Source organism: Nocardia sputorum, from assembly GCF_027924405.1.
Taxonomy (GTDB): Bacteria; Actinomycetota; Actinomycetes; order Mycobacteriales; family Mycobacteriaceae; genus Nocardia; species Nocardia sputorum.
In genome coordinates this window covers 4,187,386-4,210,396 of record NZ_AP026978.1, presented here as the reverse complement: position 1 = coordinate 4,210,396, position 23,011 = coordinate 4,187,386, and the positions used below count along the sequence as shown (strand labels likewise).

Annotated in this window: 27 protein-coding genes; 12 read left to right on the top strand and 15 right to left on the bottom strand. The window is 69.3% G+C overall.

Translation table 11 applies throughout. The features are described 5' to 3' along the window. Position 1: 1 nt before the first annotated feature. The 7 genes from QMG86_RS18935 to QMG86_RS18905 are packed head-to-tail and all read left to right on the top strand — an operon-like array spanning position 2 to position 6,591. The gene (locus QMG86_RS18935; RefSeq protein ID WP_281873721.1) at positions 2 to 835 is read left to right on the top strand and encodes an ABC transporter permease; all 834 of its coding nucleotides are present in this window, start codon (positions 2 to 4) and stop codon (positions 833 to 835) included. Then, the gene (locus QMG86_RS18930; protein ID WP_281873720.1) at positions 832 to 1,611 is read left to right on the top strand and encodes an ABC transporter ATP-binding protein; all 780 of its coding nucleotides are present in this window, start codon (positions 832 to 834) and stop codon (positions 1,609 to 1,611) included. Before QMG86_RS18935 ends, QMG86_RS18930 begins: the two co-directional genes overlap by 4 nt. Next, positions 1,608 to 2,633, top strand: coding sequence for an ABC transporter substrate-binding protein (locus tag QMG86_RS18925; protein WP_281873719.1), 1,026 nt, complete (start codon positions 1,608 to 1,610; stop codon positions 2,631 to 2,633). The genes QMG86_RS18930 and QMG86_RS18925 overlap by 4 nt, the downstream gene beginning before the upstream one ends. Beyond that, the gene (locus tag QMG86_RS18920) at positions 2,630 to 3,730 is read left to right on the top strand and encodes an LLM class flavin-dependent oxidoreductase (protein ID WP_281873718.1); all 1,101 of its coding nucleotides are present in this window, start codon (positions 2,630 to 2,632) and stop codon (positions 3,728 to 3,730) included. The genes QMG86_RS18925 and QMG86_RS18920 overlap by 4 nt, the downstream gene beginning before the upstream one ends. Beyond that, positions 3,727 to 4,896 (top strand): LLM class flavin-dependent oxidoreductase, encoded by a 1,170-nt coding sequence (locus QMG86_RS18915; RefSeq protein WP_281873717.1) that lies wholly within the window; start codon positions 3,727 to 3,729, stop codon positions 4,894 to 4,896. Before QMG86_RS18920 ends, QMG86_RS18915 begins: the two co-directional genes overlap by 4 nt. 13 nt (positions 4,897 to 4,909) lie before the next feature. Next, positions 4,910 to 5,617 (top strand): class II aldolase/adducin family protein, encoded by a 708-nt coding sequence (locus QMG86_RS18910; protein ID WP_281873716.1) that lies wholly within the window; start codon positions 4,910 to 4,912, stop codon positions 5,615 to 5,617. A 32-nt stretch (positions 5,618 to 5,649) separates the two neighbouring features. Beyond that, entirely contained in the window at positions 5,650 to 6,591 is a 942-nt protein-coding gene (locus QMG86_RS18905) for an ABC transporter substrate-binding protein (protein WP_281873715.1), read from the top strand. 64 nt (positions 6,592 to 6,655) lie between these two features. Here the strand turns inward: QMG86_RS18905 and QMG86_RS18900 are convergent, their stop codons facing one another. Then, positions 6,656 to 6,811: a hypothetical protein gene (locus QMG86_RS18900; protein ID WP_281873714.1), complete on the bottom strand. Its 156-nt coding sequence runs from the start codon at positions 6,809 to 6,811 to the stop codon at positions 6,656 to 6,658. Between the two features lie 362 nt (positions 6,812 to 7,173). Here QMG86_RS18900 and QMG86_RS18895 point away from each other — a divergent pair, with 362 nt between their 5' ends. After that, positions 7,174 to 7,452 (top strand): hypothetical protein, encoded by a 279-nt coding sequence (locus tag QMG86_RS18895; RefSeq protein WP_043736702.1) that lies wholly within the window; start codon positions 7,174 to 7,176, stop codon positions 7,450 to 7,452. Between the two features lie 539 nt (positions 7,453 to 7,991). Then, the gene (locus QMG86_RS18890; RefSeq protein WP_281873713.1) at positions 7,992 to 8,543 is read left to right on the top strand and encodes a dihydrofolate reductase family protein; all 552 of its coding nucleotides are present in this window, start codon (positions 7,992 to 7,994) and stop codon (positions 8,541 to 8,543) included. A 76-nt stretch (positions 8,544 to 8,619) separates the two neighbouring features. Here QMG86_RS18890 and QMG86_RS18885 read toward each other — a convergent pair whose 3' ends face one another. The 3 genes from QMG86_RS18885 to QMG86_RS18875 form a co-directional block, all read right to left on the bottom strand. Further along, on the bottom strand, positions 8,620 to 8,862 hold the full coding sequence (locus tag QMG86_RS18885) for a hypothetical protein (protein WP_281873712.1): 243 nt from the start codon (positions 8,860 to 8,862) through the stop codon (positions 8,620 to 8,622). Positions 8,863 to 9,185: 323 nt separating this feature from the next. Next, positions 9,186 to 10,076 carry a DUF5996 family protein gene (locus QMG86_RS18880; protein ID WP_281881027.1) on the bottom strand — a complete coding sequence of 297 codons (891 nt, stop codon included), beginning with the start codon at positions 10,074 to 10,076 and terminating at the stop codon, positions 9,186 to 9,188. A 298-nt stretch (positions 10,077 to 10,374) separates the two neighbouring features. Continuing rightward, a complete protein-coding gene (locus tag QMG86_RS18875; protein WP_281873711.1) occupies positions 10,375 to 10,569 on the bottom strand; it encodes a hypothetical protein in 195 nt (64 codons plus the stop codon). Between the two features lie 471 nt (positions 10,570 to 11,040). Between QMG86_RS18875 and QMG86_RS18870 the strand changes: the two genes are divergently transcribed. Next, positions 11,041 to 11,883 carry a class I SAM-dependent methyltransferase gene (locus QMG86_RS18870; protein ID WP_281873710.1) on the top strand — a complete coding sequence of 281 codons (843 nt, stop codon included), beginning with the start codon at positions 11,041 to 11,043 and terminating at the stop codon, positions 11,881 to 11,883. A 5-nt stretch (positions 11,884 to 11,888) separates the two neighbouring features. Then, positions 11,889 to 12,503, top strand: coding sequence for a TetR/AcrR family transcriptional regulator (locus QMG86_RS18865; protein WP_281873709.1), 615 nt, complete (start codon positions 11,889 to 11,891; stop codon positions 12,501 to 12,503). 51 nt (positions 12,504 to 12,554) lie between these two features. Here the strand turns inward: QMG86_RS18865 and lipB are convergent, their stop codons facing one another. The 3 genes from lipB to QMG86_RS18850 form a co-directional block, all read right to left on the bottom strand. Further along, on the bottom strand, positions 12,555 to 13,190 hold the full coding sequence (gene lipB, locus QMG86_RS18860) for a lipoyl(octanoyl) transferase LipB (RefSeq protein WP_281873708.1): 636 nt from the start codon (positions 13,188 to 13,190) through the stop codon (positions 12,555 to 12,557). 77 nt (positions 13,191 to 13,267) lie between these two features. Next, positions 13,268 to 13,756 (bottom strand): hypothetical protein, encoded by a 489-nt coding sequence (locus tag QMG86_RS18855; RefSeq protein ID WP_281873707.1) that lies wholly within the window; start codon positions 13,754 to 13,756, stop codon positions 13,268 to 13,270. A gap of 295 nt (positions 13,757 to 14,051) precedes the next feature. Continuing rightward, a complete protein-coding gene (locus tag QMG86_RS18850) occupies positions 14,052 to 15,338 on the bottom strand; it encodes a PucR family transcriptional regulator (protein WP_434086208.1) in 1,287 nt (428 codons plus the stop codon). Between the two features lie 169 nt (positions 15,339 to 15,507). On the opposite strand from QMG86_RS18850, the gene QMG86_RS18845 reads away from it, so the two are divergent. Beyond that, positions 15,508 to 16,419: a class I adenylate-forming enzyme family protein gene (locus tag QMG86_RS18845; RefSeq protein ID WP_281873706.1), complete on the top strand. Its 912-nt coding sequence runs from the start codon at positions 15,508 to 15,510 to the stop codon at positions 16,417 to 16,419. Positions 16,420 to 16,465: 46 nt separating this feature from the next. On the opposite strand, the gene QMG86_RS18840 is transcribed toward QMG86_RS18845, so the two are convergent. The 8 genes from QMG86_RS18840 to QMG86_RS18805 form a co-directional block, all read right to left on the bottom strand. Continuing rightward, positions 16,466 to 17,176, bottom strand: coding sequence for an SDR family NAD(P)-dependent oxidoreductase (locus QMG86_RS18840; protein WP_281873705.1), 711 nt, complete (start codon positions 17,174 to 17,176; stop codon positions 16,466 to 16,468). A gap of 100 nt (positions 17,177 to 17,276) precedes the next feature. Then, positions 17,277 to 18,032 carry a ZIP family metal transporter gene (locus QMG86_RS18835; protein ID WP_281873704.1) on the bottom strand — a complete coding sequence of 252 codons (756 nt, stop codon included), beginning with the start codon at positions 18,030 to 18,032 and terminating at the stop codon, positions 17,277 to 17,279. 206 nt (positions 18,033 to 18,238) lie between these two features. Then, positions 18,239 to 19,228 carry an alpha/beta hydrolase gene (locus QMG86_RS18830; protein WP_434086109.1) on the bottom strand — a complete coding sequence of 330 codons (990 nt, stop codon included), beginning with the start codon at positions 19,226 to 19,228 and terminating at the stop codon, positions 18,239 to 18,241. A gap of 373 nt (positions 19,229 to 19,601) precedes the next feature. After that, the gene (locus QMG86_RS18825; RefSeq protein ID WP_281873702.1) at positions 19,602 to 20,225 is read right to left on the bottom strand and encodes an NAD(P)-dependent oxidoreductase; all 624 of its coding nucleotides are present in this window, start codon (positions 20,223 to 20,225) and stop codon (positions 19,602 to 19,604) included. Further along, positions 20,225 to 20,665 (bottom strand): SgcJ/EcaC family oxidoreductase, encoded by a 441-nt coding sequence (locus tag QMG86_RS18820; protein WP_281873701.1) that lies wholly within the window; start codon positions 20,663 to 20,665, stop codon positions 20,225 to 20,227. The genes QMG86_RS18825 and QMG86_RS18820 overlap by 1 nt, the downstream gene beginning before the upstream one ends. After that, positions 20,662 to 21,396, bottom strand: a complete 735-nt coding sequence (locus tag QMG86_RS18815; RefSeq protein ID WP_281873700.1) for an SDR family NAD(P)-dependent oxidoreductase — start codon at positions 21,394 to 21,396, stop codon at positions 20,662 to 20,664. The genes QMG86_RS18820 and QMG86_RS18815 overlap by 4 nt, the downstream gene beginning before the upstream one ends. Then, on the bottom strand, positions 21,393 to 22,031 hold the full coding sequence (locus QMG86_RS18810) for an SgcJ/EcaC family oxidoreductase (protein ID WP_281873699.1): 639 nt from the start codon (positions 22,029 to 22,031) through the stop codon (positions 21,393 to 21,395). Before QMG86_RS18810 ends, QMG86_RS18815 begins: the two co-directional genes overlap by 4 nt. Positions 22,032 to 22,218: 187 nt before the next feature. Then, complete coding sequence (locus QMG86_RS18805; RefSeq protein ID WP_281873698.1) at positions 22,219 to 22,848, bottom strand: VOC family protein; 630 nt, start codon at positions 22,846 to 22,848, stop codon at positions 22,219 to 22,221. Positions 22,849 to 23,011 lie beyond the last annotated feature (163 nt).

Below are 23,011 nucleotides of genomic sequence, written 5' to 3'. Positions count from 1 at the left end.
GATGGCGGTGATCCCCGCGGCGGGGCCCACGGAACTCGCCCCGCCCCGTAGTCGCGCCGGAAAGCGCAGGTCCACTTGGTTTTCGGTGCCGCTGCGGTTCCTGCTTCCCGCCCTGATCGTCGCGGGCTGGTGGGTGGGCTCGGCGACCGGAGCGCTCTCCGAACGCGTGCTGGCGGGCCCGCCCGCGGTGTGGACGGCGTTCACCGAACTGCTCGGCACCGGCCAGTTGCTCGACTTCGCGGTCGCGTCGTTCGCGCGCGCCGCCTTCGGCGTCGGCATCGGTGTGGCCATCGGGTTGACGCTCGGCCTCCTGTCGGGGCTGTCGAGTCTCGGTGAGGAACTGGTCGATTCGACGATGCAGATTTTGCGCGCGGTGCCGTTCCTGGCGCTGGTGCCGCTGTTCATCGCCTGGTTCGGCATCGACGAGCTGTACAAGGTGCTGCTCATCGCCGTCGCGACGGTGGCGCCGATGTACGCCTACACCTATCTCGGCGTGCGCAACGTCGATCGCAAGATGGTCGAGGCCGCGCGCAGTTTCGGGCTCACCGGCCCGCGGCTGGTGCTGGAGGTCATCCTGCCCTCGGCCCTGCCCGGCGTGCTGATGGCGCTGCGGGTGTGCCTGTCGATCAGCATCACCGGTCTCATCGCGGCCGAGCAGGTCGGCACCAGGGAAGGCGTGGGCTACCTGGTCACGCTGGCCCAGGAGTACAACCGCACCGACTACATGGTGCTGTGCGTCGTGTTGTACGCGCTGCTCGGATTGGTCTTCGACGGACTGGTGCGGGTTGCGGAGCGGTTCGCGATGCCCTGGCGCGGGCAGGTGGCGATCCGATGACCGCCGTCACCGAACCCGGAGCCGAGGTGACCACCGCGCCGGCGACGGAGCAACCGGTCGCCGTCTCGATCTCGGGCCTGCGCAAGTCGTTCGGCGCGAAGACGGTGCTCGACGGCGTGGACCTGACCATCCGGCGCGGCGAGTTCGTCGTCCTGCTCGGGCCGAGCGGCACCGGCAAGACCACCTTGCTTCGCCTGCTCACCGGCCTCGAAGCGCCGGACGCGGGGCGGATCCTCGTGCCCGGCCGTCGCACCACCGTCTACCAGGAACCGCGGCTGATTCCCTCGAAACGGGTGCTGGCGAACGTCATCGTGGGGCAGCGCCGTTCCCGGCAGCACCGCGAAGCCGGGTTGCGCGCGCTGGCCGAGGTCAACCTCGACGGCAAAGCCCGGCAATGGCCCGCCACGCTCTCCGGTGGCGAGGCGCAGCGCGCGGCGCTGGCCCGCGCCCTCGTCCGGGAACCCGAATTACTGCTGCTGGACGAGCCTTTCGCGGCGCTAGACGCACTGACCCGCCTGCAGATGCAGGATCTGGTCGGCGACCTGGTCGCCCGGCATCGTCCGGCGGTGCTCATGGTGACCCACGACGTCGACGAGGCGATCCGCCTGGCCGACCGCGTGCTGATCCTGGACCACGGGCGCTTCGCCGTGGACGTCGCCATCGACGTGGCCCGCCCGCGCGACCGCGCCGACCCCGAAACCTTGCGCTTTCAGTCCCTTTTCCTCACCCAGCTCGGCGTGGACCGCACCACGCCCGCTCCAAGGAGTGCCTCATGACCGACACCCTCTGGTACACCCGCTGCCCGGTGCCCACCGCGAGCGGGCTCGCGCACAGCCTCGGCTGGCTCGGCGACGCCGCGGCGCGAGCCGGGCTGGAGTTCGGCGTCCTCCAGGACGCGGGGCCGGAGCTGGCCGGCCACCACTTCCTGCACGATCTGTCCGGACTGATCCGGGAGGGCGGCAACGTCCCGGCCCTGGCGGCGCGCGCCCAGGGCTCGCCGACCCGGTTGATCGGATTGACCTGGGTCGATGAGGCGCAGGCCATCCTGGTGGGTCCGCATTCCTCCGTCGGCGGCCCCGCCGAGCTGGCCGGGCTGCGCGTCGGCGTGCCGGCGTGGGCGCAGGACCAGGCGCGCAGCTTCCCCCGCGCGATGGCCCTGCACGGTTTCGCGAACGCCCTGCGGCTCGGTGGCCACACGCTCGCCGACGTGCGCGTGGTCGAGATCGGTGTGGAGCGCGATCCGCAGGTGCGCACGGAGGTCCAGGTGAACCGCCGCGTCGTTACCTGGGGTGTCGAGGAACTGCTGCGCGGCGAGGTGGACGCCATCTATGTCAAAGGCGCTCGGGCCCAAGAGGTCGCGCGGGAACACGGCCTGCGCGTCGCGGTGGACCTGGATACCACCGAAGCAAAACGCTTCCGGGTCAACAACGGCACGCCGCGACCGATCACCGTGCACTCCGAGCTCTTGGAGTCGCGCCCCGAGCTGGTCGTCGAATTCCTCGCGCAGAGCCTGCGCGCCGCCGACTGGGCCGCGGGCAACCTGGCCGGTGTCCGCGACGTGCTCCAGCGGGAGACATTGTCCGGCCCGGAGGGCGTGGTCGCGGCGTACGGCGAGAACTTCCACCGCGATCTGCATCCGTCGTTGTCGGAGGAGCGGATCGAGCTGCTCGGCGTGCAGAAGCAATTCCTCTACACGCACGGTTTCCTCGCCGCCGACTTCGACCTGGCCTCGTGGGTCACGCACGAGCCGCTGGCCCGGGCCAGGGAGCTCGTCGAGTCGGGAAAGGTCCCCGCATGACGGAGTTCCTGTGGCGCTTGCCTTCCCGTGGTGACGGCCGTCATGCCCCTGCTGGACGACGCAATCGCGGCGGATTCGGCGGACCCGCGCCGCTGACGCCGGCGACCGACCTGCGGCCGGGACACTTCGGTCCGTTCGACGACCTCGCTCAGATCATCGATGCCGCCGAGCTGGCCGGGCTGGACGGGGTGCTCGCCCCCTACGACCCGCAGGGTGAGGAATCGTGGATCGTGGCGGGCGGCGCGCTGCGCGGCACCCGGCACTCCCGCGTCGTCGTCGAATTCCAGCCCGCGTTCGGCACCCCCGTCTACGCGGCGAAGATCTCCGCCACCCTGCAACGCATCTCGGGCGGACGCCTGGCCTGGCAACTGGCCGTGGACACCGATCCCGCCGACGCGCGGGCACGCGGCGATCGCGTCACCGGAGACGACCGCTACGCCAGGGCCGCGGAGTTCCTCACCGTCGCCCGGGGCGTATGGAACGAGGCCCCGGTGCCCTCGGCGGGATTCGCCGGCACGGGGTTCCACTACGAAGGCGCGCACTACGACGTGATCGACGGCGGCTTCCGCGGCATCCTGTCCGGGCTGCCGTTCCCGGCGGTCTACCTGACCGGCGATTCCGCCGCCGCGCTCGAACTGTCGGCCGCACACGGCGACGTCCACGTGTTCACCGAGACCGCGGCGGGCGTCGGCGCCGCGATCGCCGCCTTGCGGGAACGCGCGACGGCGGTGGGACGGACGGTACGCGCCGGGCTGGAACTGCCGGTGATCGCGCGGGAAACCGAGGAGGAGGCCTGGGCCCGCGTCGATCGGCAGTGGCGCGAGGTGCACCCGGACGGCCCGGACGCACGCGAGCACGATCTGGGCGACGGCCGCTGGGCTGGATTCGCCGACCTCGGCTACGCCGCAGCCATCGGCCTCGTCGGCAGCTACGCACAAGTGGCGCAGCAGCTTTCGCGTTATGCCGAAGCGGGCATCGACAGCGTGGTGCTGTCCGGACACCCGCACATCGAGGAATTGCACCGCGCGGGCGAGCACCTCTTGTTCCTCGCCGACCCGGTCGGCCGCACCATGACCGCGCAGGAGGCAACCGCATGACCATCGACATCTACTGGCGCATCGGCATGGAGGGCGACCACGCGTCGCTGCGCACGCCACGCCGTTACAACCGCGGCCACGCCAACGGCTACGGACCGGGCAATATCGCCCCCGCCATCCGTGGCGGCGCCCTCGACGGCTACGGCTACATCGACCACATGGCGGCGGTGGCGAGGGCCTCCGAATCAGCCGGTTTCCTCGGCGGTCTGCTGCCGTCGTTCCCGGTGACCGACGACCCGTGGGCGGTCGCGGCGGCGCTGGCCAGGGAGACCACCACCTACCGTTTCATGGTCGCCTTCCAGCCCGGCTTCCTGCACCCGGTACAGGCGGCGCGGATGTCGGCGAGCCTGCAGCGGGCGACCGGCGGCAGGCTGGTCTACAACATCATCAGCGGCGGCGGCGGGCCCGCCCAGCTCTGGTGGGGCGACAAGGTCGCGCACGACGATCGCTACGCCCGCACCAGCGAGTTCCTCGACGTGCTGCGCGGCGTGTGGGACGGCGACCCCTACGACCACGACGGCCGGTTCTTCCGGACCGAGGGCGCCGCGCTCGCCCCGGGCATCGCCGGCCAGCCGTTTCCCGAGGTGTACTTCTCCGGGTCCTCGGCCGCCGCGGTGCGGGCGGCGGGCAGGCACGCCGACTACTACCTGTCCTGGCTGGAGCCGTTCGCCGACCTGCGCGCCAAGTTCGACGGCGTCCGCGCCCACGCCGGAACGATCGGCCGCACACCGAAGTTCGCCGTCCGCATCGACATCCTGGCCCGGCACACCGAGGAGGCGGCCTGGGCGGAGATCGAGAAGGGCTGGGCCTTCGTCGACCGCGGCGCCGCCGAGCGGGCCGCCAAGGGCGACTCGGTCGGCGCCGCCCGCATCCAGGGGTGGGTGCCGGAGACCATCACCGGCTACCGCGACCTGGAAGTCCAGCCCAACGTCTGGTGCGGCTTCAGCCTGATCCGCGGCGGCCCGGCATTCGGCCTGGTCGGCAGCTACGAGCAGGTCGCGCAGCGGCTCGACGAGCTGATCGACCTCGGTGTCGACGCGTTCATCCTCGCGGGCAACCCGCATCTGGAGGAGGCGTACCGCGTCGGCGAAGAAGTGCTCCCGCTGCTGGGCCGATCCCGGCTCACCGCCTCCACTCCCGCCGCATCCCTTTCCCCCGCACGCTGATTCAGGAGAGACCATGACCACCACCGAGACCCGGTTGCCGGAGTCCGTCACCGCGTTCGTGGCCGCCGCGACCCGCGACGCCGAGAAAGCCTTCCGAGTGTTCCGGGAGACCGGCACCGTCTCCGGCAACGGCACCGTCAACTTCGTCGAACGCGTGCCCGGCGAGGAGATCGCCGTCGCCCTGAACGAGCCGGGGCCGTGGGCCGACGACCGCACCATCGCGCCGGTGGTCGCCACCTTCGACGGCGAGGTGCTGTCCGGGACGGGCTCCGCCGGATTCGTCACCGGTTACGCGAAGGTGTTCCGCGCGCATCCGGAGATCACTTCCGTGGTGCACATCCACACCCCGTGGCTGGGCGGGTGGGCGCAAACCCATCGCACGCTCCCGATCCGCTACGCGGCCGCGCAGCGGCTCACCCTGTCCCGGGCGGTCCCGCCGCACATCGACCGCAGCGTCGGCGCGGGCGATTTCATCCTGTCCCAGCTGGTCGAGGACCCGGACCTGGTCGCGATCTTCGAGGCCAACGGTGGTGCGAACGTCATCGGGCGGGCTGGGCTGTTGGAGCTGGCAAAGTTCGTCGTGCTGCTCGAGGAGGGCGCGCAGTATCAGGCGATCGCCGAAACGCTCGGCGGCTCGGTCGATTTCGATCCGTCCAACCTCGCGGTGCAGTGGAGCCGCACCGGCCTCGCCGACGAGGCCCGCCGCCGCGGCCTGATCTGACCGGCGCCGCACATCCGAATCGAGGAGCGATCATGACCATTCGTGTCGGCTACTTCCCGCACAACAATTCCCTGTTCGTCCTGCGCCACCGCGGCATCCTGGAGAACCTGCTGCCCGACGTGGAATGGGTCGACCTGCGCGACCTGCCACGCCCCGCGCCGGTCGACCCGCGGTCGGGACTTCCGTCGCTGCATTCCGATCATCTGTTCGACGGCGGTTACGACTTCATCGGCACGGGCTTCACGCCGCCGCTGACCGCGCTCGCGAACGGACGCGACATCGTCTACGTCGGCATCTCCGGGCCGCGGGTGGAGAACGGCCGCCTGGTCACCAGGGCCGATTCCGGCATCGAGACGGTGCTGGATCTGAAGGGCAAGCGGGTCGGCATCGCGCACGGTTCCTGGCAGACCACCCTCGCCCTGCTCGCACTGGACCGCGCGGGCCTGGCGTGGAAGGACGTCGAGCCGGTGGACACCGACGTGCACGACGGCGGCGCGGCGCTGCTGCGCGGCGATCTGGACGCCTGGGTCGGCGCCTATCCGGGTCTGGCCGCGATCGAGGCGGCCGCCGACCTGCGGACGCTCGTGGACACCGAGTCGCTGTTCAGCCACCCCTCGCTGTGGTTCACCCGCCGGGACTTCGCCGAAGGCGATCCCGCGGCGCTCACGGCGATCATCACCGCTTTGCAGCAGTCGGACGCGTGGATCAAGGACAACCCGCGCGCGGCCGCCAGGTACTTCGTCGACGACGTGACAGCTCGCGGCGGGACCGCGAGCCTGGACGCGTGGGAGGCCGCGCTGCGCGGCAGGCCCTTCGGCGTCGAACCCGTCTCCGCGGAATTCCTCGACGAACAGCAGCACGCGGCCGATCTGCTGGCCGCCAATGGCCTGCTGCCGCGGACGGTGCGGGTGCGGGACGCGGTGCTGCCGTGGATCGGCGAGACGGTCACCGCGAAATCCGGCGTAACGGTCTGATCGGACGAACGGCGGGCCGGGGTGCCGCGGGATACCCGGCCCGTTCGGCGTGTTCGAGGAAACGTCAGCGCGGCGAAATATTCGGCCGGCCGCCGTGCCTTTCGGTGGAGCGCAGCTCGCACCAATAGGCGGCGACAGCGGTGGCGTAACCGGCCACGACGGCCGTCGCGGTGACGATCAACAGCGTGATGAGCAGTGGAATCAAGAAAGCGGTGTGCATTGTGCCCTCCCCGCGGTCACGGTGATCTCAGCGGAAGGTTCGGCGCCGCACTGCACCGACATGTCGGTCCCGCACCTAGTGAAATCGTAGTCGTCGCAGCCTCCTCCGGCAGGGCAGTCGGCTGTGAGTTCGATCATGCGTGGCGCGGTGTGTCGCGGGGAATACATTCGCGCCGTGCGGTCTAATTGATCTTGTCTCCACTTTCCCGGCAGGAAAGCAGGACACGACACGGGACCGCCGAATCGGCGGCCGTGGGCGTCGCAGTGCCCGTCGCGCGCCGGACTTCTTCGGTGGCGCGGTTCTTTCGCTCGAATCTGTCTCCGGCATCACCTCGGCATGCGAAAAGGAGCACGAACGTGAGCATGATTCTCGCCGCGCTGCACGACACCGTGATCGCGCAGTTCGAAAATCCGACCGCGGAAGAGCCGCCGCTCGCGGACAAACTGATGCAGATGGGCCGTTACTTCACCTGGTTGGTCCAGTTGTCCGGAATCACGGCGATCACCTACGGGGGCGGCAGGTTCGCGTGGGAGAAATGGAACGGCGGCACTCTCCAGTCGCCGAAGATGGTCGCCAGCGCGATGGCCGGCGGCGCGGTGGCGACGAGTGCGGGCACGATCATGAACGCGATCATCGGCTGACCCACGGCGCGGATTCGTGACGCACCGGCTCGACGCTCACCGTCGGGCCGGTGTTCTTCTGTCCGCGCCGACTGCGCCGCCGGACAGCGGCGCTCCACGTGTGCGTCAGGTGGCGGCGATGCTCAGTACGGCCTCGGCCGCAGGATCGCGCGGGATCGCTCGGCGAACAGCCGCGCGGCCGTGCGCGCGTGCCGTTCCAGTGCCGGAAAGAGAGCTCGCCACGGGCGGTCACGCCGCCGCTCATACCGCACGTTTTCGGCGAACTGAACGCCGTGCCCATCCGGCGTACCGTGACCATCACCAAGGCCCGGCAGCGCTTCGCGAGCGACGGAAGCTGGCCACCCAGCTCTTGTGGTGGGCGTGCGCCTTGCGCGCGGAACGGGCCGAATCGCCGTTCGTGCGGTAGAAAGCAACCGCGAACCGAGTCGGTGCGCCGGTGACGGACCGACCGTAAACAAATCGTATGGCGGTGCCAGCAGAGTCGTTCTCGACACCGAGACCGGCCGCACCCGGCGACCGCCGCACGTGAAAGGAAACCGATGGGCACCATCGCAGTGCACGAATTCATCGCCCTCGACGGGGTGTACGAGGATCCGTCCTGGACCTTCGAATACGGGTTCGACCCGAAGATGGGGGAGACCCTGGGCGCGATCACCTCGGCGTCGAAGGCGATCCTGCTGGGCCGCACCACGTTCGAGATGTTCGCCCCGGCCTGGTCGACCCGCACCGCCGAGGACGACCCGGGCGCGCCGTTCTTCAACGACACGATCAAGTATGTGGTGGGTGCGCGGGAGCCGCAGGTGGAATGGGCCAACAGCACCCGTCTGGGCGCTTACGACCCGGATGTCATCCGCAAGCTGAAGGACGAGGTCGACGGCGTCATCTATGTCAGTGGCAGCGGCACGCTGGTGCGGGCGCTGCTCGCGGACGGCTTGGTCGACGACCTGCACCTGTTCGTGTACCCGATAGCGCTCGGCAAGGGCAAGCGGCTGTGGGGCGACGGCGTCGAGGCGACCAAGCTCGCGCTCAAAGAGCAGGAGGTCTACGCCAACGGCGTCGTCCACTTGGACTACGGTCCCGCCGAGGTCTGATGCCACGCGGAAGGGCGGCCCGTTCGGGCCGCCCGAGCGATCCCGGCTCGCCGCGGGGAGGGCGAGTGGGCCGGAATCAGCGCCCGCCGGTGCAGTAACCCTCCGGGGTGTACTGGCACGGACGCTCGTTGCGTCCACGGTATCCGCCGTGGTTGCTGCTCCTGGACCGCTCGCCGACACCGGAACCGCGCTTGTCGGCGGGGTTGTGCGAGTACCGGTCCGCTGTGGTGGTGACAAAAGGTTCGGGCGAAGCGACCGCCGCCGCCGTGAAGACCGACCCACCGATCAGCGCCGAGGCCACCACTCGACGCACTGTCACGCGCTTCCTCGTGTTGTGCATTAGTTTCATCCCGTCGATTAACGTGCCGTCATATAACGATACATTGATCAGTGAGTCGTTGGCACTGATTTTTCCCACTCATGGGAACAAAGGCGCTCTACCTGCGTCAATCGAGTACTACATGGCTGCGCGCTCGATCTTGACCTGTGCAACGTGCCGTTGTTCAGGTAACCGGAGAGTGTGCGCCTCAAACCATGCGGAGCGCATCCGGTCCGCGTGCCACGCATGCGAAGAGGGCGACCGGCCTGTTGGATTGGCGACGCGCGACCGTCGAGGCCGCATCGTTCACCCGGCTGAGCCGGTTACCGTCGCGTCTCGGCTGGGCCGCGCGACCCGCGTTCGCGCTGCCAGCGGTCCGGGTCGGCCTCCAACGCGGCGCGGTCCCAGTGGCCGAGTTCGGCGGCGGCCGCATACGTCGTGTCGAGGAACTCGAGCAGTGCGCGCTCAGGCGCCGCGGACGTGCGAACCGCCTCGTAGGGCAGGAGGAATTGGCCGTTCTCCCGGCTGTAGAAGGCGTCCGGCGGACCGACCGGGTACTCGGCGAATCCCTCGGGCTCCGGATACGCGTAGGCGTAGAAGGCGCCTTCCGCTCCGCCGCCAGGCCAGAAGCCGCAACTGCTCAGTTCGTGCGAGTAGCCCTCGACCATGACCCAGTCGCCGCAGTTGGGTGCGCCCCCTGGGTGCCGAGGAGCTGCTCGCCCGGAGAATCTGGTGCACGCCAAATCCATCGCTCCCCAGAAGAAGTGCACCGGGCTCACTTTGCCGATGAAGCGCGAACGGAACTCGTGCATGACGCGATCGGCGGCGAGCAGTTGCCGCCAGAACAACGTGGCGGCCGCCGCGTCATAGGAGCGATGCTCGTAGTCCTCGGCGAACGGGATGGCGGGTTCGACCTCGTTGGGCCTGGCCTGGATGTGCACCGGCACGCCGAGTTCGCCGAGCGCCTCGACGGTTTCGGCGTAGAAGGCCGCGACCGGCTTGGGTTCGAGCGCGACCTGCCGGTTCCGGCCGTCGCTGGACCGGATGTGCAGTCGATGATCGAGGAAGTCGAATTCGATGTCGAAGCACCCGGTGGGGTGCGGGATGGCGGAGGTGGTCAGTCCCCTCGGGCTGACGTAGAAGGTGACCTGCCACCAATGGTTGACCAGCGGAGCGTGCGAGAGCCGGATTTTGCCGACGATCTGCGTCCACATGTGCAGCGTCTCTCGCGTGGGCGTCCAGTCGTCCACCCGCAACGCCGGCCACGGCCCGGTCGTGGCTTCTGTCACTGCCGCGCCTCCGTCTCGTTCGGGGTACTCGGTGCCGCGCGCAGGTGCTCGCGAATGACCAGCGCAGTGCTCGTATCCCGCACCGTACCTGGTGCACATGCCCTCGGAAGCCTGACATGCGACAGAATTGGCAACTGTCCGGCAACATTGCCTGGCTCCGCTGCGGGCCGCTCAACTGGCCGGACCCGGCGGAAAGGCATGCCCGGGGTCGGCCGACGATGTCTCAGGGCCTGCGCGGCCACCTGTCGCCCGCTGACGGCATGCTCGTCAACGGCAGGGCGACGCCCTTGCGGGTTGCCCGGGCTCTGCGGCGGGAATCCGGATCCCACACCATGGCCGCGGCCGCACCGCCGAGCAGAACCACGACGATGCCGACGATCGCCACCCACAGCAATACCACCGATATTTCTCCAGTCATTCCCGTCCGCTCCATATGGCACGTTATCCCCAGGCGGACAATTACTTTCGCGATTGCGAGCATTCTTCACACGCCGTGCGGCCCGCGCGAATCGACGCGCGGATTCTGTGCTGGGCCAGCACCACTGGCTCCTGCGTTTGGGATACGTCTGGTAACGCATAGTGTCGCGAACGGAGGGGCGGCAAGGCTCGGATGTCGATGCGCGAAAGCGAGGATGTGGTCGAGGGATCAGTGCGGGCGCACGGATCGGGCCGCGACCACCGCCTACGCGAACGTCGTGAAGGCGGGCATGCGCGCCTTGGCGCCGCGCGCGCGTTCGGGGCCCGCGGCACGCGCTCGAGGTGACCGTTTTCGTTTCCGAGAACCTGCCGCCCGCCCCGAGATAGGGCCAGCGCATTGACCTCGGCGGCGCTAGGAGTCATTATGAACGCATGTTCATGAACGTGTGTTCATAATGTTCGAGGAGGTTCGATGACCGAGATCGTCAACATCGCGCAGGCGCAGGCGTGGAACGGTTACGAAGGCGCGCACTGGGCCGAGCACGACGGCCGATACGACGCGGTCAACAGTGGGTTCAACGAGCCGCTGCTGGCCGCCGCGGACATCCGGGACGGCGATCGGGTGCTGGACATCGGTTGCGGGAACGGCCAATTGACGCGATTGGCCGCCGCACGGGCAGGCTCCGGATCGGCGACCGGTCTCGACCTGTCCGGTCCGATGCTCGCCCGCGCCCGCGACCGCGCGCGGGCAGAGGGCATCGCGAATGTGTCGTTCCGGCAAGGCGACGCGCAGGTGCACCCGTTCCCCGCCGCCGCGTTCGACGTGGTGATGAGCCGGTTCGGGATCATGTTCTTCGCCGACCCGATCGCCGCCTTCACCAACATCGCCCGCGCGCTGCGACCCGGGGGCCGCCTCGCGTTCGTGGCCATGACCGCACTGGGCGGAACGGATCTCGGCACCGTATTCGGTGCGCTCGCCACGCATTTCCCGTACGCCGGGCCGGAGGACGGCCACGGCCCCACCTCGTTCTCCGATCCGGGGCGGGTTCGCGAGGTGCTGTCGGCCGCGGGGTTCGACGACATCGGCTGCGCGCGCGTCGAGGCGGACGGCATCTGGGGCCGCGACATCGCGGACGCGGCCGAGTTCCTCTTGGGCTGGGGCCCGATCCGTCATCAGCTGAGCCTCGTGGACCCCACGGTCGAGGCGGATGCCCGGCGTACGTTGCGCGAGGCATTGCGGCCGTTCGACCGACCCGATGGCGTCCGGCTGCGCGGCACCGCCTGGCTGGTCACGGCGTCGGCGCCGCTACTGTAGGCCGAATGGCACCGAGAAAGGCCGCAGCCCTCAGCGATCGCGACGACGACCGCGATCTACGCGCTCATCTGATCGCGACCGCTGAGCGGATGATGGTGGAGCAGGGTTCGGCCGGTCTCACCGTCCGTGCCATCGCGCGGGCGGCCGGGGTCGCCACCGGGGTTCTCTACAACCATTTCGCCGACAAGGAGGAACTGCTCGCCGCCGCGCTGCGCGCGCACGTCGACGAGGTGCAACGCGGACTCGGTCTGCTGCCGCAGGCAGGAACCGGTGCGGTAGCAGCGAATTTGCGCGTCTACCTCGACCGAGGGCTGGCCCTGCACCGGGCGATCGTGCCGGTGATCGCCGGACTGCTCGCCCAACCCGCGGCACTCGCCCGCTTCGCCGAATCGGATGCCCGGCGAGACTGGCGGCATCGGCTGGCCGGCTATCTGCACGCCGAACGCGATCTCGGCCGCCTCGCGCCGGACGCCCGGGTCGACGCCGCGGTCGCCGTGCTGGCGGGCATCTGCCACGACCAGGTCTTGTCCGCCCTGCTGGCGGCGCGGCCCGTCGCGGACCCGCCATCGCTGGATTCGGTGGTCGCGCTTGTGCTCGACGGCATTCGCGCGCCGTCCTGAGTCGCTCCGGATCGGCGGTGGCGGTGCCTGATCGCCCGGCGTGCCGAACGATCAGCCGGCCTCGAACGCGGCGGCCACGATCGGGCGCACCTGTTCCATGGTGGCCGCCCCGGTCTCGCGGGCCACGGAGGTCATGTCGACGTCGGGAAGCCCGCAGGCGACGGCCCAGTGCCACGGTTCGAGGTCGCCGTTCACGTTGAGCGCGAAGCCGTGACTGGTGATCCCGCGGCTCTGGCGCATCCCGATGGAGACGATTTTGCGGGCGGTGCGGGTGGTCCACACCCCGGTGAGCAGTTCCGAGCCCGGTGGGGTGTCGCGGCGTTCCGCAGGGACGTTCAGTCGGCCGAGTGCCTCGATCAGGCGGAACTCGACCTCCCGGATGTAGTCGACAACCCCTTCGCCGGAGTCGAGCCGGACGATGAGATAGCCGACCAGCTGGCCGGGGCCGTGATAGGTGAGCTGGCCCCCACGAGTGGTTTCCACGACCGGGATGTGGTGAGCCGGATCGGGCAGGTGCTCCAGCGGCGTCCTGCGCCCGACGGTGTAGACCGGCGGATGGCTCAGCAGCCACAGCGTATCCGGCCGCGCGCCGCTATGGCGTTCGTCGACCAGCTCGCCCATGCGCTCCATGGCCTTGTCGTAGTCGATGAGGTCGTCCTGGATCAAAGTCAGCGGCCGGGATCGCATGCTCCGACCATATCGCCCTCTGCCGTACCGGCGAACCCGCCCCGCGATGGCCGGGCTCGGCGCCGCCCGCACGGGGACTACGACGTGGTGCGCAATCCCGGCCGTGGGTCGGTCGCCGCGGCGCGGCGCTTGGCGGCGAACGGCAGTGCCAGCATGTACAGCCCGGAGAACAGCAGCACGGCGAGCGGTAGAAGCGGCAGGTATGACACCCAGACGACCGGATCCTCCGGTGCCAAGGCGACGAATGTGGCGAGCACGGTCAAGAGGAAAACGATGCCCGACCAACGGTGCAGCCGCCGGACTCGCGGTGCGGGTCCGGGGACCTGTGCTGCCACGCCCTGCCGGGGTGCGGTGTTCGCGGCTGCTCGGTCGCGCCGCCTCGCGGTGTACCACAACACGAGTAGGCCGAGACCGGAGAACAGAAGCAGGGCGAGCGGGGGCAGTGGCACGTAGGACAACCAGACCGGGCCCTGCAACGCCAAGGCGGCGACCGTGACGAGCAAAGTCACCGTGAAGATGACGGCCAGCCACCGGTGGGTCTGCCGGATCCGCTTGTTCCAATCCATGAGTCCTCCTCTACGTATGAGCACCCCCGGTGATCGCCGGGTGGACGTCGGTGGTGAAGACGCTAGCGAGGTCCGGTCACCAGTACTTCTCGATTCCTGATCGTTCCGAAGGGGCGCCACCGGAGGTGCGTTCGACGTCGAGCGGCGGCAGTGCGGATCTGCTGTGCCGGTTGTACGACCGCGCCTGCTGCGCTCGATCCGCGGTGTGTCCGGTGGGTCAGGCCGAGAGAGATGTGCAGGGCTGTGACATATGGGCACGCAGCCCAGGAACGGCCGAATCCGGCGCGCGGCGAACTCACGCCGTTTCCGGCCGCGGATCCGGAGGGCCGTACCAGTGGCAGATCAGCAGGGCGAGTTCGACGTCGAGCCGATCGTCGGCGATGGGCCTGCCGCGTCGCGAAATAGCGCGCCCGACACGGTATTTGACCGAGTTGGCGTGCAAGTCCAGTTCCTCGGCGGCCGCTTTGTAACTCGATCCGGTGCGCAGGAACACCTGGAGTGTCTCGCGCAGGCGGGCGTCGTTACCGGTGTCGGAGGCCAGGTCGCCGAGCACCTCGCCGACCCATTCCCGGACTTCGGTCCCGTGTCCGCCGAGCAGGGCCGCCACCGGTAGCCCGGGATCGTCGGCCGCGACGACTCGGTCCCCGGCGTCTCCTCGCGCCAGCGCGACCGATCGCGCGCTCCGGGCCAGGCGATGCGACCGGCGAAATCCCGCGACGCCGGGGGCCATCGCGCCGATCGCCACCCGCGGCGCGTCGCTCAGCGCGGCCGTGAAACCGCGGAGGCCCGCGATCGCGTCGGGCCGCGCCGAGCGGTACGGGAGCCAGGCCCAGCCGCTCAGTTGATCGTCGGCGACGAACAGGGGAGTCGCGTCGGCTCGTGCGGGCTCCGCCGAGCCGCGGACGAACCGCTGCAGCCGGCCCAGTGCGTCGCCGTGCGTGCCGGAATCCGGATACCAGACGATGAGCGCCAGATGGTGCCACCGCAGCGGATAACGAATCTTCTCGGTGGTGGCGTCGACATCGACGGCGCTCTTGCCCTCCAGAATCTCGCGCACGCCCAGCGCGCGGACACTGTTGCGCGTTTCCAGCCACTGCTCGCGCTCGCCTTCGTACACCGCGACGACTTGCTGGATCATCCGGTCGAGGTACCCGAACAGCCGGGTGGCGATGGTCCGGGCCACGAGGAAACGATCCGCCGGTGCGAGGTCGGCGACCGCCAGTTCGGCGAAGAATCGTTCGGTCGCCAGCCGCTGGCCGACATGATAGGCCCGCACCAGGGCGTTGAGCGGGACACCGTGCTGGGCCAGCCGCCTGGTGTACTCGCTGGCCGCGGCGGGGAGGTGGATGCGCGCGGCGGGAATGTCGTGGCGCAGTGCGTGCAGCACGGTATCGACATTGCCCTGCACACTGGCCCCGAGCAGGTCGACGGTATGGACATCCGCGCGTAATTCGGCTATTTCCTCCTCGAGGCCGCGATGGATGCTCGCGCTGATATCCGTCACCTGCTCGTTCATGCGGGCGGCGATTTTCCCGACAAAACGCTCTATCTCGACAGCGTGGTCGCGACGAGAATTCGTCACCAGCCGATCGTAGTTGCCTGGCCTGCGCGATCGCGGCCGATCGCGAGGTCGATATTGTCCTCGGGCGACAAAACGGGTGAAGAAATTGAGCGTTGAACGACGGTGTGCAGCCCAGCCACGCTTTCTACCGTTGTCATCGAATCCCAACGCCGTTGCCGAGGAGATCGCAATGACGCTTTCGACCCTCCCGGACCGCCGCGCCGAAGCCGCCCCGCACGCACCCGCCCTTGCCGATGACGGCACCGAACTGAACAACAGCGAATTCCTGGCCGCCGTCCAGCGGACCGCCTCCGGTCTGCAGGCCGTGGGCGTCACGACCGGCGACGTGGTCGCGATCATGCTGCCCAGCGCCGTCGAACTCGTGGTGTCGCTGTTCGCGACGTGGCGTCTGGGGGCCGCGGCCGCCGTGATCGACCCGATGGTGAACGACGCGGAAGCGGGCCGACGGATATCCGACTCCGGTTCGACAGTCATCATCGCCGCCGCCCGCCCCGCGGGGGCCGGCCTTTCGGTTCCGGTCGTCACGCTCACCGCGGCGGAACGCGAAGTCGTCGATCCGGCGCGGCCCGGTGCGGAGGAATTGGCGCTGATCACCTACTGCGGCGGTGACCGGGCGATGCTCGACCACCGCCACCTCGGGGCCATGTGCCAATTGGTGATCAAGGTGCTCGCCCTCACCGATGCCGACCACAGTCTGTCGACCTTGCCGATGCGGCAGATCAGCGGCATTTTGCTGGGCGCCTTGTCGCCGCTGGCCGTGGGGGGCCGCGCCACCATGGCGAGCCACCTCGGCCCGCGGTCGTTCCTGGATCGGATCGAGCGAATCCGGCCGACCTATTTCTCCGCGGTCCCCGGTCTGTACGCGGCGCTGTCCGAGCTGCCCGGCCGGATGCGGACGGACGCCTCGTCGGTACGCTTCGCCCTCTGCTGCGTGGCCCCTGCCCGCATCGAACTGCGCAGCAGGTTCCAGCACCGTTACGGGATACCCGTCATCAACGGGTACGGGCTGCGCGAGGTCATCGCGCGAGCGCACGCGATCCGTTCACCGGCAGCGACAGAGCAGCAACCGAGCAGCAGATAGTCCCGGCCCCGGTCGGCGTCGCAGCTGGACGGAGCGTGCCCCGTGATCACCAGGGCAGGACGCCTTCGGCGTCGAAGAAGCCTCCGGTAGGGCCGTCGGGCCCCACCTGCGCCATTCGCACGATGATTTCGGCGCCTTGCTCCACGGTTTGCCTGCCGCTGTTCCCGTTCAGGTCGGTCCGGGTGAATCCGGGCTCCACCGCGTTGATCCGCATGGCCGGAAACGCCTTCGCGTACTGCACGGTCAGCACGTTCACCGCCGTTTTCGACGCCGGATAGGCGACGCCCGGGTAGGCATGCGCCGGGGTGCCCGGGTCGGCGATCCGGGCCAATGAGGCGAGCCCGCTGCTGACGTTGACCACGACCGGAGCGGCGGAACGCCGCAGCAGCGGAAGGAACGCGTGTAGGACCCGCACCATGCCGAAGACATTCGTCTCGAATGTCCGGCGCATCAGCTCGGCGGTCAGGTCCGCGGCACCGATCACAGCGTCGGCGACACCCCACTCCGGCGCGATACCGGCGTTGTTGACCAGTACGTCCAGCCCGCCGTCCGCCTCGATGGCCTCGACCGCGGCCGCCACGGAGTTGTCGTCGGTGACGTCGAGCTGGACCGGCCGCGCGCCGAGTTCCGTCGCGGCCCGGCGACCGCGGTCGGCGTCCCGGCTTCCGAGGTAGACGGTGTGGCCCGCGGCGACGAGTCGGCGAGCGGATTCGAAGCCGAGACCCTTGTTCGCACCGGTGATCAATGTTGCTGTCATGACGACGGACGCTAAGACCTGGAGCGCGCTCGAAGTCAACCGGAGCGGATCCGGTCCCTCCCGTCGTGTGAGCCGCGCCGAAAAGCGTTGGGGGACAGCGCTAGTGATCGAGCTGGGACAGGGCGAACGCGGTGAGGAAACCGGACACCGTGATCAACCCCACCCACAGATGGGCGTTCTCGAACGCCTCCGGGATCATCGTGTCGGTGATCATGGCCAGGATCGCGCCGGCGGCCAAGGCGGTGATGGCGGCCAGTACGGCGGGCGCGGCGTCACCGAGCAGTCCGTAACCCGCCATCGCCGCCACACCACTGATCAGCGCGATACCGCCCCACAAGCCGAACACGTAGCGGGGGTGGCGCTGCGCGCGGCGCATACCGGCCGCGCTGGACAAGCCCTCCGGGATGTTGCTGATGAATACCGCGGCCACCGTGACGGCGCTGACGGCTTTGCCGCCCAGCAGGCTCGAGCCGATGACGATGGATTCCGGTACACCGTCGAGCAGAGCGCCCAGCGCGATGGCCATACCGGAGCCGGCTTGTTCGGATTCGCTGGGCTGCTGGTCTCCCGAGCGCTTGCGATGACGGGCGCCGCGGCGGGCCAGGGCGATGTTGGCCAGGGTGTAGATCACCGCACCGCCCACCGCGCCGAAGGCGGTGGGCGGCAATCCGGCACGTTCGTGCGCCTCGGCGATCAACTCGAACGACACCGCCGAGAGCAGCACTCCGCTGCCGAAGCCCATCACGGCGGCCACGATCTTCGCCGGGATCCGGGCGAAGAACCCCACCAAAGCCCCGATCAGCAAGGCGGATCCGGCCAGCAATCCCCACCCGCCCGCAGCCCACAACTCTGACACCCGACCGTCTCCTCACTGCTCGGAACACGTCGGCCGGTCGGATCGTCGGCCGGCCACCTGTCGGAGCTACCCGCGCCTGCCGGAGCGGAAACGAGGCACTTGCGGGTCGTGGCGTGCGGGTGCCGCAGCCGATGTCCGGGACCACACGCCCGGGACGGGCCCGGACGCGTTTCGCCGAGAAGCCGCAACGCTGTTGGGACGGAAGGTCAGTGTGCGCCGAGCGCGTCGAGGATCATCGGACGCGCCGTCGCGAGCGATTGCTGCCAGTAGGGCCAGGTGTGCGTTCCGTCGAGGACGTCGATGCGGGCGGTGATTCCCAGTGCCGCGAGCCGATCACGGAACATCTGCGCGGATGCGATCGTCATCGTCTCGAGGCCCATCGCGTTCACCGTGTTGCCGAGGCCGAACGGCAGGTCGAGCGGGCCGGGCAGGCCGTTGCCGGTGGAGACGTACATCGGCAGTCCGCGCAGCAGTTCCGCTTGCTCGGTGGCGTCGTTGCGGCTCCAGGCGGGGTCACCGGCCGGCCCCCACATGTCGTCGACATTGAATTTGCCCTCGTCCCACATGGCGGCGCGCATTGCTTCGTTCCAGAGCGGGAAAGTCGGGTGCAGGAATCCGGAGAAGGAGCCGGCGAACTTGAACTGGTCGCGGTGATGGGCGGCCAGCGTCAGGGCGGCATTGCCTCCCATGGAGGGGCCGACGATGGCGTTGTTCGTGCGCGATACGCCGTACCGCTGCAGATAGGCAGGCAGTTCCCGGGTGAGAAAGGTCTCCCATTTGTACGTCGTCTCTTGACCGTTCGTACTGCTCGGCCGGTACCAGTCGGTGTAGAAGCTCGAATGCCCGCCGACCGGGAACACCAGGGTGACGTTGTCGTCCGCGAATTGGCGCAGGGCGTCGGTATCGGTCGTCCACTGACTGTGATCGGCCGGCGCGCGCAGGCCGTCGAGCACGTAGAGCGCCGCGCTCCCGCCGCGCGCCGCCCACTGCACCTGCACTTTGATCGGTCCCATGCTGGAGGGCACGAAGAGATCCGTGTACCCGCCTGCCCTGGCGCGCGAGATCGGTGCGTGGATCGGCGCGGCGGTGGCCACGGTCGCGCCGATCGACGACATGAGCACAATCGTCGCCACGGCAGCGCCCGCCTTCTCCATGATTCGCTGCTTTCCGGATCGCGCTGGCGCGCCCACCCGCATACCTCCTACCGTGTTCGGTCACCGGGAAATTCCGATTCGCTTGTCCTCGAGAGCAATTCGCACTCTCCACACTCGGGCCCGCCGCACCCGGGATCGGAAAGCACATCCTAGCTGCGCCACGGCAGGGCCCCGGCGTCGTCGCAGTCAGGCATGGGAAGCCCGGGCCCGATGTGCCGGTGGCTCCTGGTACCGGGTGATCGATGCTGCCGTCCCGGGATGCCGGCCGGAAACGTTGGTGAGCGACCTTGCCAGATAGTAGCCCGAACAACTGTCCGCGACCCGCCTCCGGGACCGACCGGCACCACGGCGTGTCGCCGACCGGCTCCTGTCATCCGGCGAACGGGCATCGTCCGGACTCGGACGCCCGGTCGGATCAGGACGAGACGGCGACTACGGATTGATAGGTGTGCGGGTCGTCGACGGCGTCCAGGAGGTAGTCTGCCAAGTCCGCCCGTGCGGTGCGCGGGCCGACCTTCCGGCGCGCGCCCGGCGAGACGCGCGGACCGCCGCCGGCGGGCGCATCGGTCAATCGGGTGGGGCGGACGACTGTCCAGCGCAGATCACTCTGCGCCAGAAGGTGTTCCATGCGGGCCATATCGGCGTAGGTGTACCGCATGACCTTGCGCAACGCGGCGGCGAGGAGTCTGGTGCTCGCTCCCGCCTCCGCCGGGACGTCCAGCGCCGCCGAGGAGATCACCAGAAGCCGCGCGTCCGGCCGCAGCGCGGCGACGAGCTCGGCGGTGGTGGTGGAGTAGACGGCGGTGGGGCCGCGTCCGGTCGCGCCGAGTGCGGAGATCACCGCGTCGTGGTCGTCGAGCAGTCCGGTGAGCGCACCCGGAGCGCACGGGTCGGCCGTGACGACGGTCGCGCCCTGCGCGGGAGCCGCGGTGGTGGCCCGGCGGACGATCGCGGTGACGCGATGCCCTCGGGCCAGGGCCCGGTCGACCACGATGCGCCCGGTGCGTCCGGTGGCGCCGAGCACCGCGATGGCGGCCATCAGTGCGCGGCGGGACGGGTGGCGGGCTGGGACCGGAACGACACCGCTTCCATGACCGGTTTGCGCTGGGTCTTCTGCACGGCCGCGATGCGCCACTGCCCGTCGGTGTCGCGAACCACGGTGTAAGTCGCGAGTTTGCCCAGTTTCTTCGGCGCTCGCTTCGATGATTCTCCGCGCGTCACGACGACCGCGGTATCCATGCCGTAGTAGCGGATGTCGAGAATATCGAGGGTCAACCGCGTGCCTTTCAGGAAGCTGTCGAACAAGGCCTGGTGCGCGCGGCCGATCTCCGCGCCGCCTCGGTAGACGGTGCCGACATAGGTGACGTCGGTGGCATCCGCGGTGAAGCAGGCGCCGTAGGCGGCGCCGTCGCCGGCGTTCCAGGCCTCCCGGCTGCGCTCGAGGAGGGCGCGGATGGCGGCGGTGTCGGTGGTGGTCATTGCGATCTCCTTCGGTCGGCCAGCAGGGCCAGGGCGGCCCGGCGCGGGAGCAGTCGCGCGGCGGCGATGAATGCCCGGTTGAGCGGGCTGGTGAGTACGACGGGGCCGGTGTCGCCGGACAGCGCTTTCCGCGCGCGTTCGGCTACCTGCTCGGGCGTCTGGATCAGCCAGGGCGGCACGTCGGTGGCGGTCTGCGCGGCGGTGGCGGTGACGCCGGGACACAGGGCCAGTACCCGGACGCCGCGTGAGCGGTGTTCGTGCCAGAGGGTTTCGGACAATGCCGTGACGAAAGCCTTCGTCGCGCTGTAGACGGCGAGGCCGGGTTTCGGTATGTGACCGAGCGTCGAGGACACGTTCACCAGCACGCACCCGGGCGTGGCCGCGCCGAGGAAGGCGCGAGCCAAGACGAGCACCGCCCGGCAGTTGAGATCCACAGTGGCCAGCGATGATTCGATCGGGAGCGCGGCGAAATCGCCGTGCTCGGCGGTTCCGGCATTGTTGATCAGCAGCGTGTATCCGCCCCGGCGGAGCCGCTCCGCGACCGCCCGCAGCCCTTCTTCGGTGCCCAGGTCGGCGGTGAGATAGTCGTGGCCGTCGCCGAGTTCGGCGAGCAAGGTCTCGAGCCCTTCGGCGCCGCGCGCCACGGCGGTCACCGAATAGCCGTGTGCGGCGAGAGTTGTCGCCATGGCGCGCCCGATTCCCGCGCTGGCGCCGGTCACCAGTGCCTTCACCGTTCGGCTTCCGGCTTCGTCGCCGGGTCGAACAGAAACGAGACGCGCTCCATGACCGGCTGCCGCTTGGTGTTGTGGAAACTCGCTATCCGCCACTGATCGTCGGCTTCCCGGACCAGCGTGTAGGTCTGTGTCTTGGACAGCTCCGCCGGGCGGTCGTCCTCGTAGCGGTCGCCCCGGCTGGTGACGATGGCGACGTCGTCGCCGAAGAAGCGCACGCCGAGGAAGGAGTCGGCGAGTTCGGTGCCCTTCAGGAATCCCGCGAACAAGGCGCGGTGCGCCTCGGTGAGATCCCGGCGGCCCGCGTAGTGGGTGCCGAGAAAAGTGGTGTAGGTGGCGTTCTCGGTGAAGGTCGCGCCGAACGCGTCGGCGTCGTTGCGGTCCCACGCCGCGGTCATCGCGGCGATGGTTCCGCACACTGCGCGCAGGTCGTCGGCATTGCCGCCGTCGGGGGTGAGCTGCGTGCACTCGGCGACGCCTGCGTCGCGGACGCCGGAGGTCCGATCCAGCCACAGATATCCGCCGCCGGCGACCACGCCCAGCGTCAGTGTGGCGACCCCGAGCGCTCGCACGGCGGTGCGGCGTCGCTTCTGGCGCGGCATGGTCGGTTCGGTGTCGGCGATGGCCGATGTCATGGGGAACCCTTTCCCTATTTATCTTCTCGAAAGACTTATCTGCTCAGAAGATGTCTCTTCGTTAAAGAAGAGAATATGGAGGGTGTGGCTCCTTGTCAACCGCCTCCCCGCGACGCCGAGCCGGCCGGTGCGGTGGCCGGCTCGGAACGGCGTTGTCCGGGGCGGACCGACCGGTCGCCGGATCGGCTCAGACCGCGGTCTCCCAGGCGAACCCGTCCGGATCGGAGAAGGACCCGAGGGTGCCGTTGAAGGCGATCCGATGCGCCCCGGTGCCTTCCGGAGCGACGCCGGCATCCTTGGCGGCGGCACGGCGCCCGTAGAGCGCCAGCTTGACCGACGCAGGCGGGGCGGCGAACTCGACGTATTTGCTGCCGAAGCTCTTCGCCACGGTCAGGCCGCGATCGACGTAGAACCGCTTGGTCGCCTTGACGCTGTCGACCCCGAGGAGCACCACGAAATCGTCGACCTCCCGGGTGGCCGGGCCGGTGTCCTTCTTCGATGATGTCGCGACCTTCCAGATCGCCCCGTCCGGTGCCTGGACGACCCCGCCGTAGCCCCAGAAGCTCTTCTTGGCGGGCTTCAGCGTCGTCGCGCCCGCGTCGAGCGCGCTGCCGACGATGCTGTCGACGGTGCTCGGCTGAGACACCACCAGCGACAGGATGTAGCCACGGAATCCGGTGGTCGGCGTCTCGGTCGCGCGGACGCGCACTCGGTCGCCGAGGTCGAACGCGGCGGCGTAGAAAGCCTCCGCGGCGGCGGGGTCGGGCGCCTCGAGGATGACGGATTCGATAGCGGTTCGATCAGTGGTGAGGTTCATGCCAGTGACGCTAAGTCCGGGGCGATGAGCAGCGCTTCTCGATTCCTGACCGGTGTGCTCACGAGTAACCGCAGGGTTTCCGGCGGTTGCTCGGGGAAGCGGGCGGGAAGATGGCCGGAAATATCGATATCGCGTCCGTATCTCTCGTCCGGCCTGCGCGTTT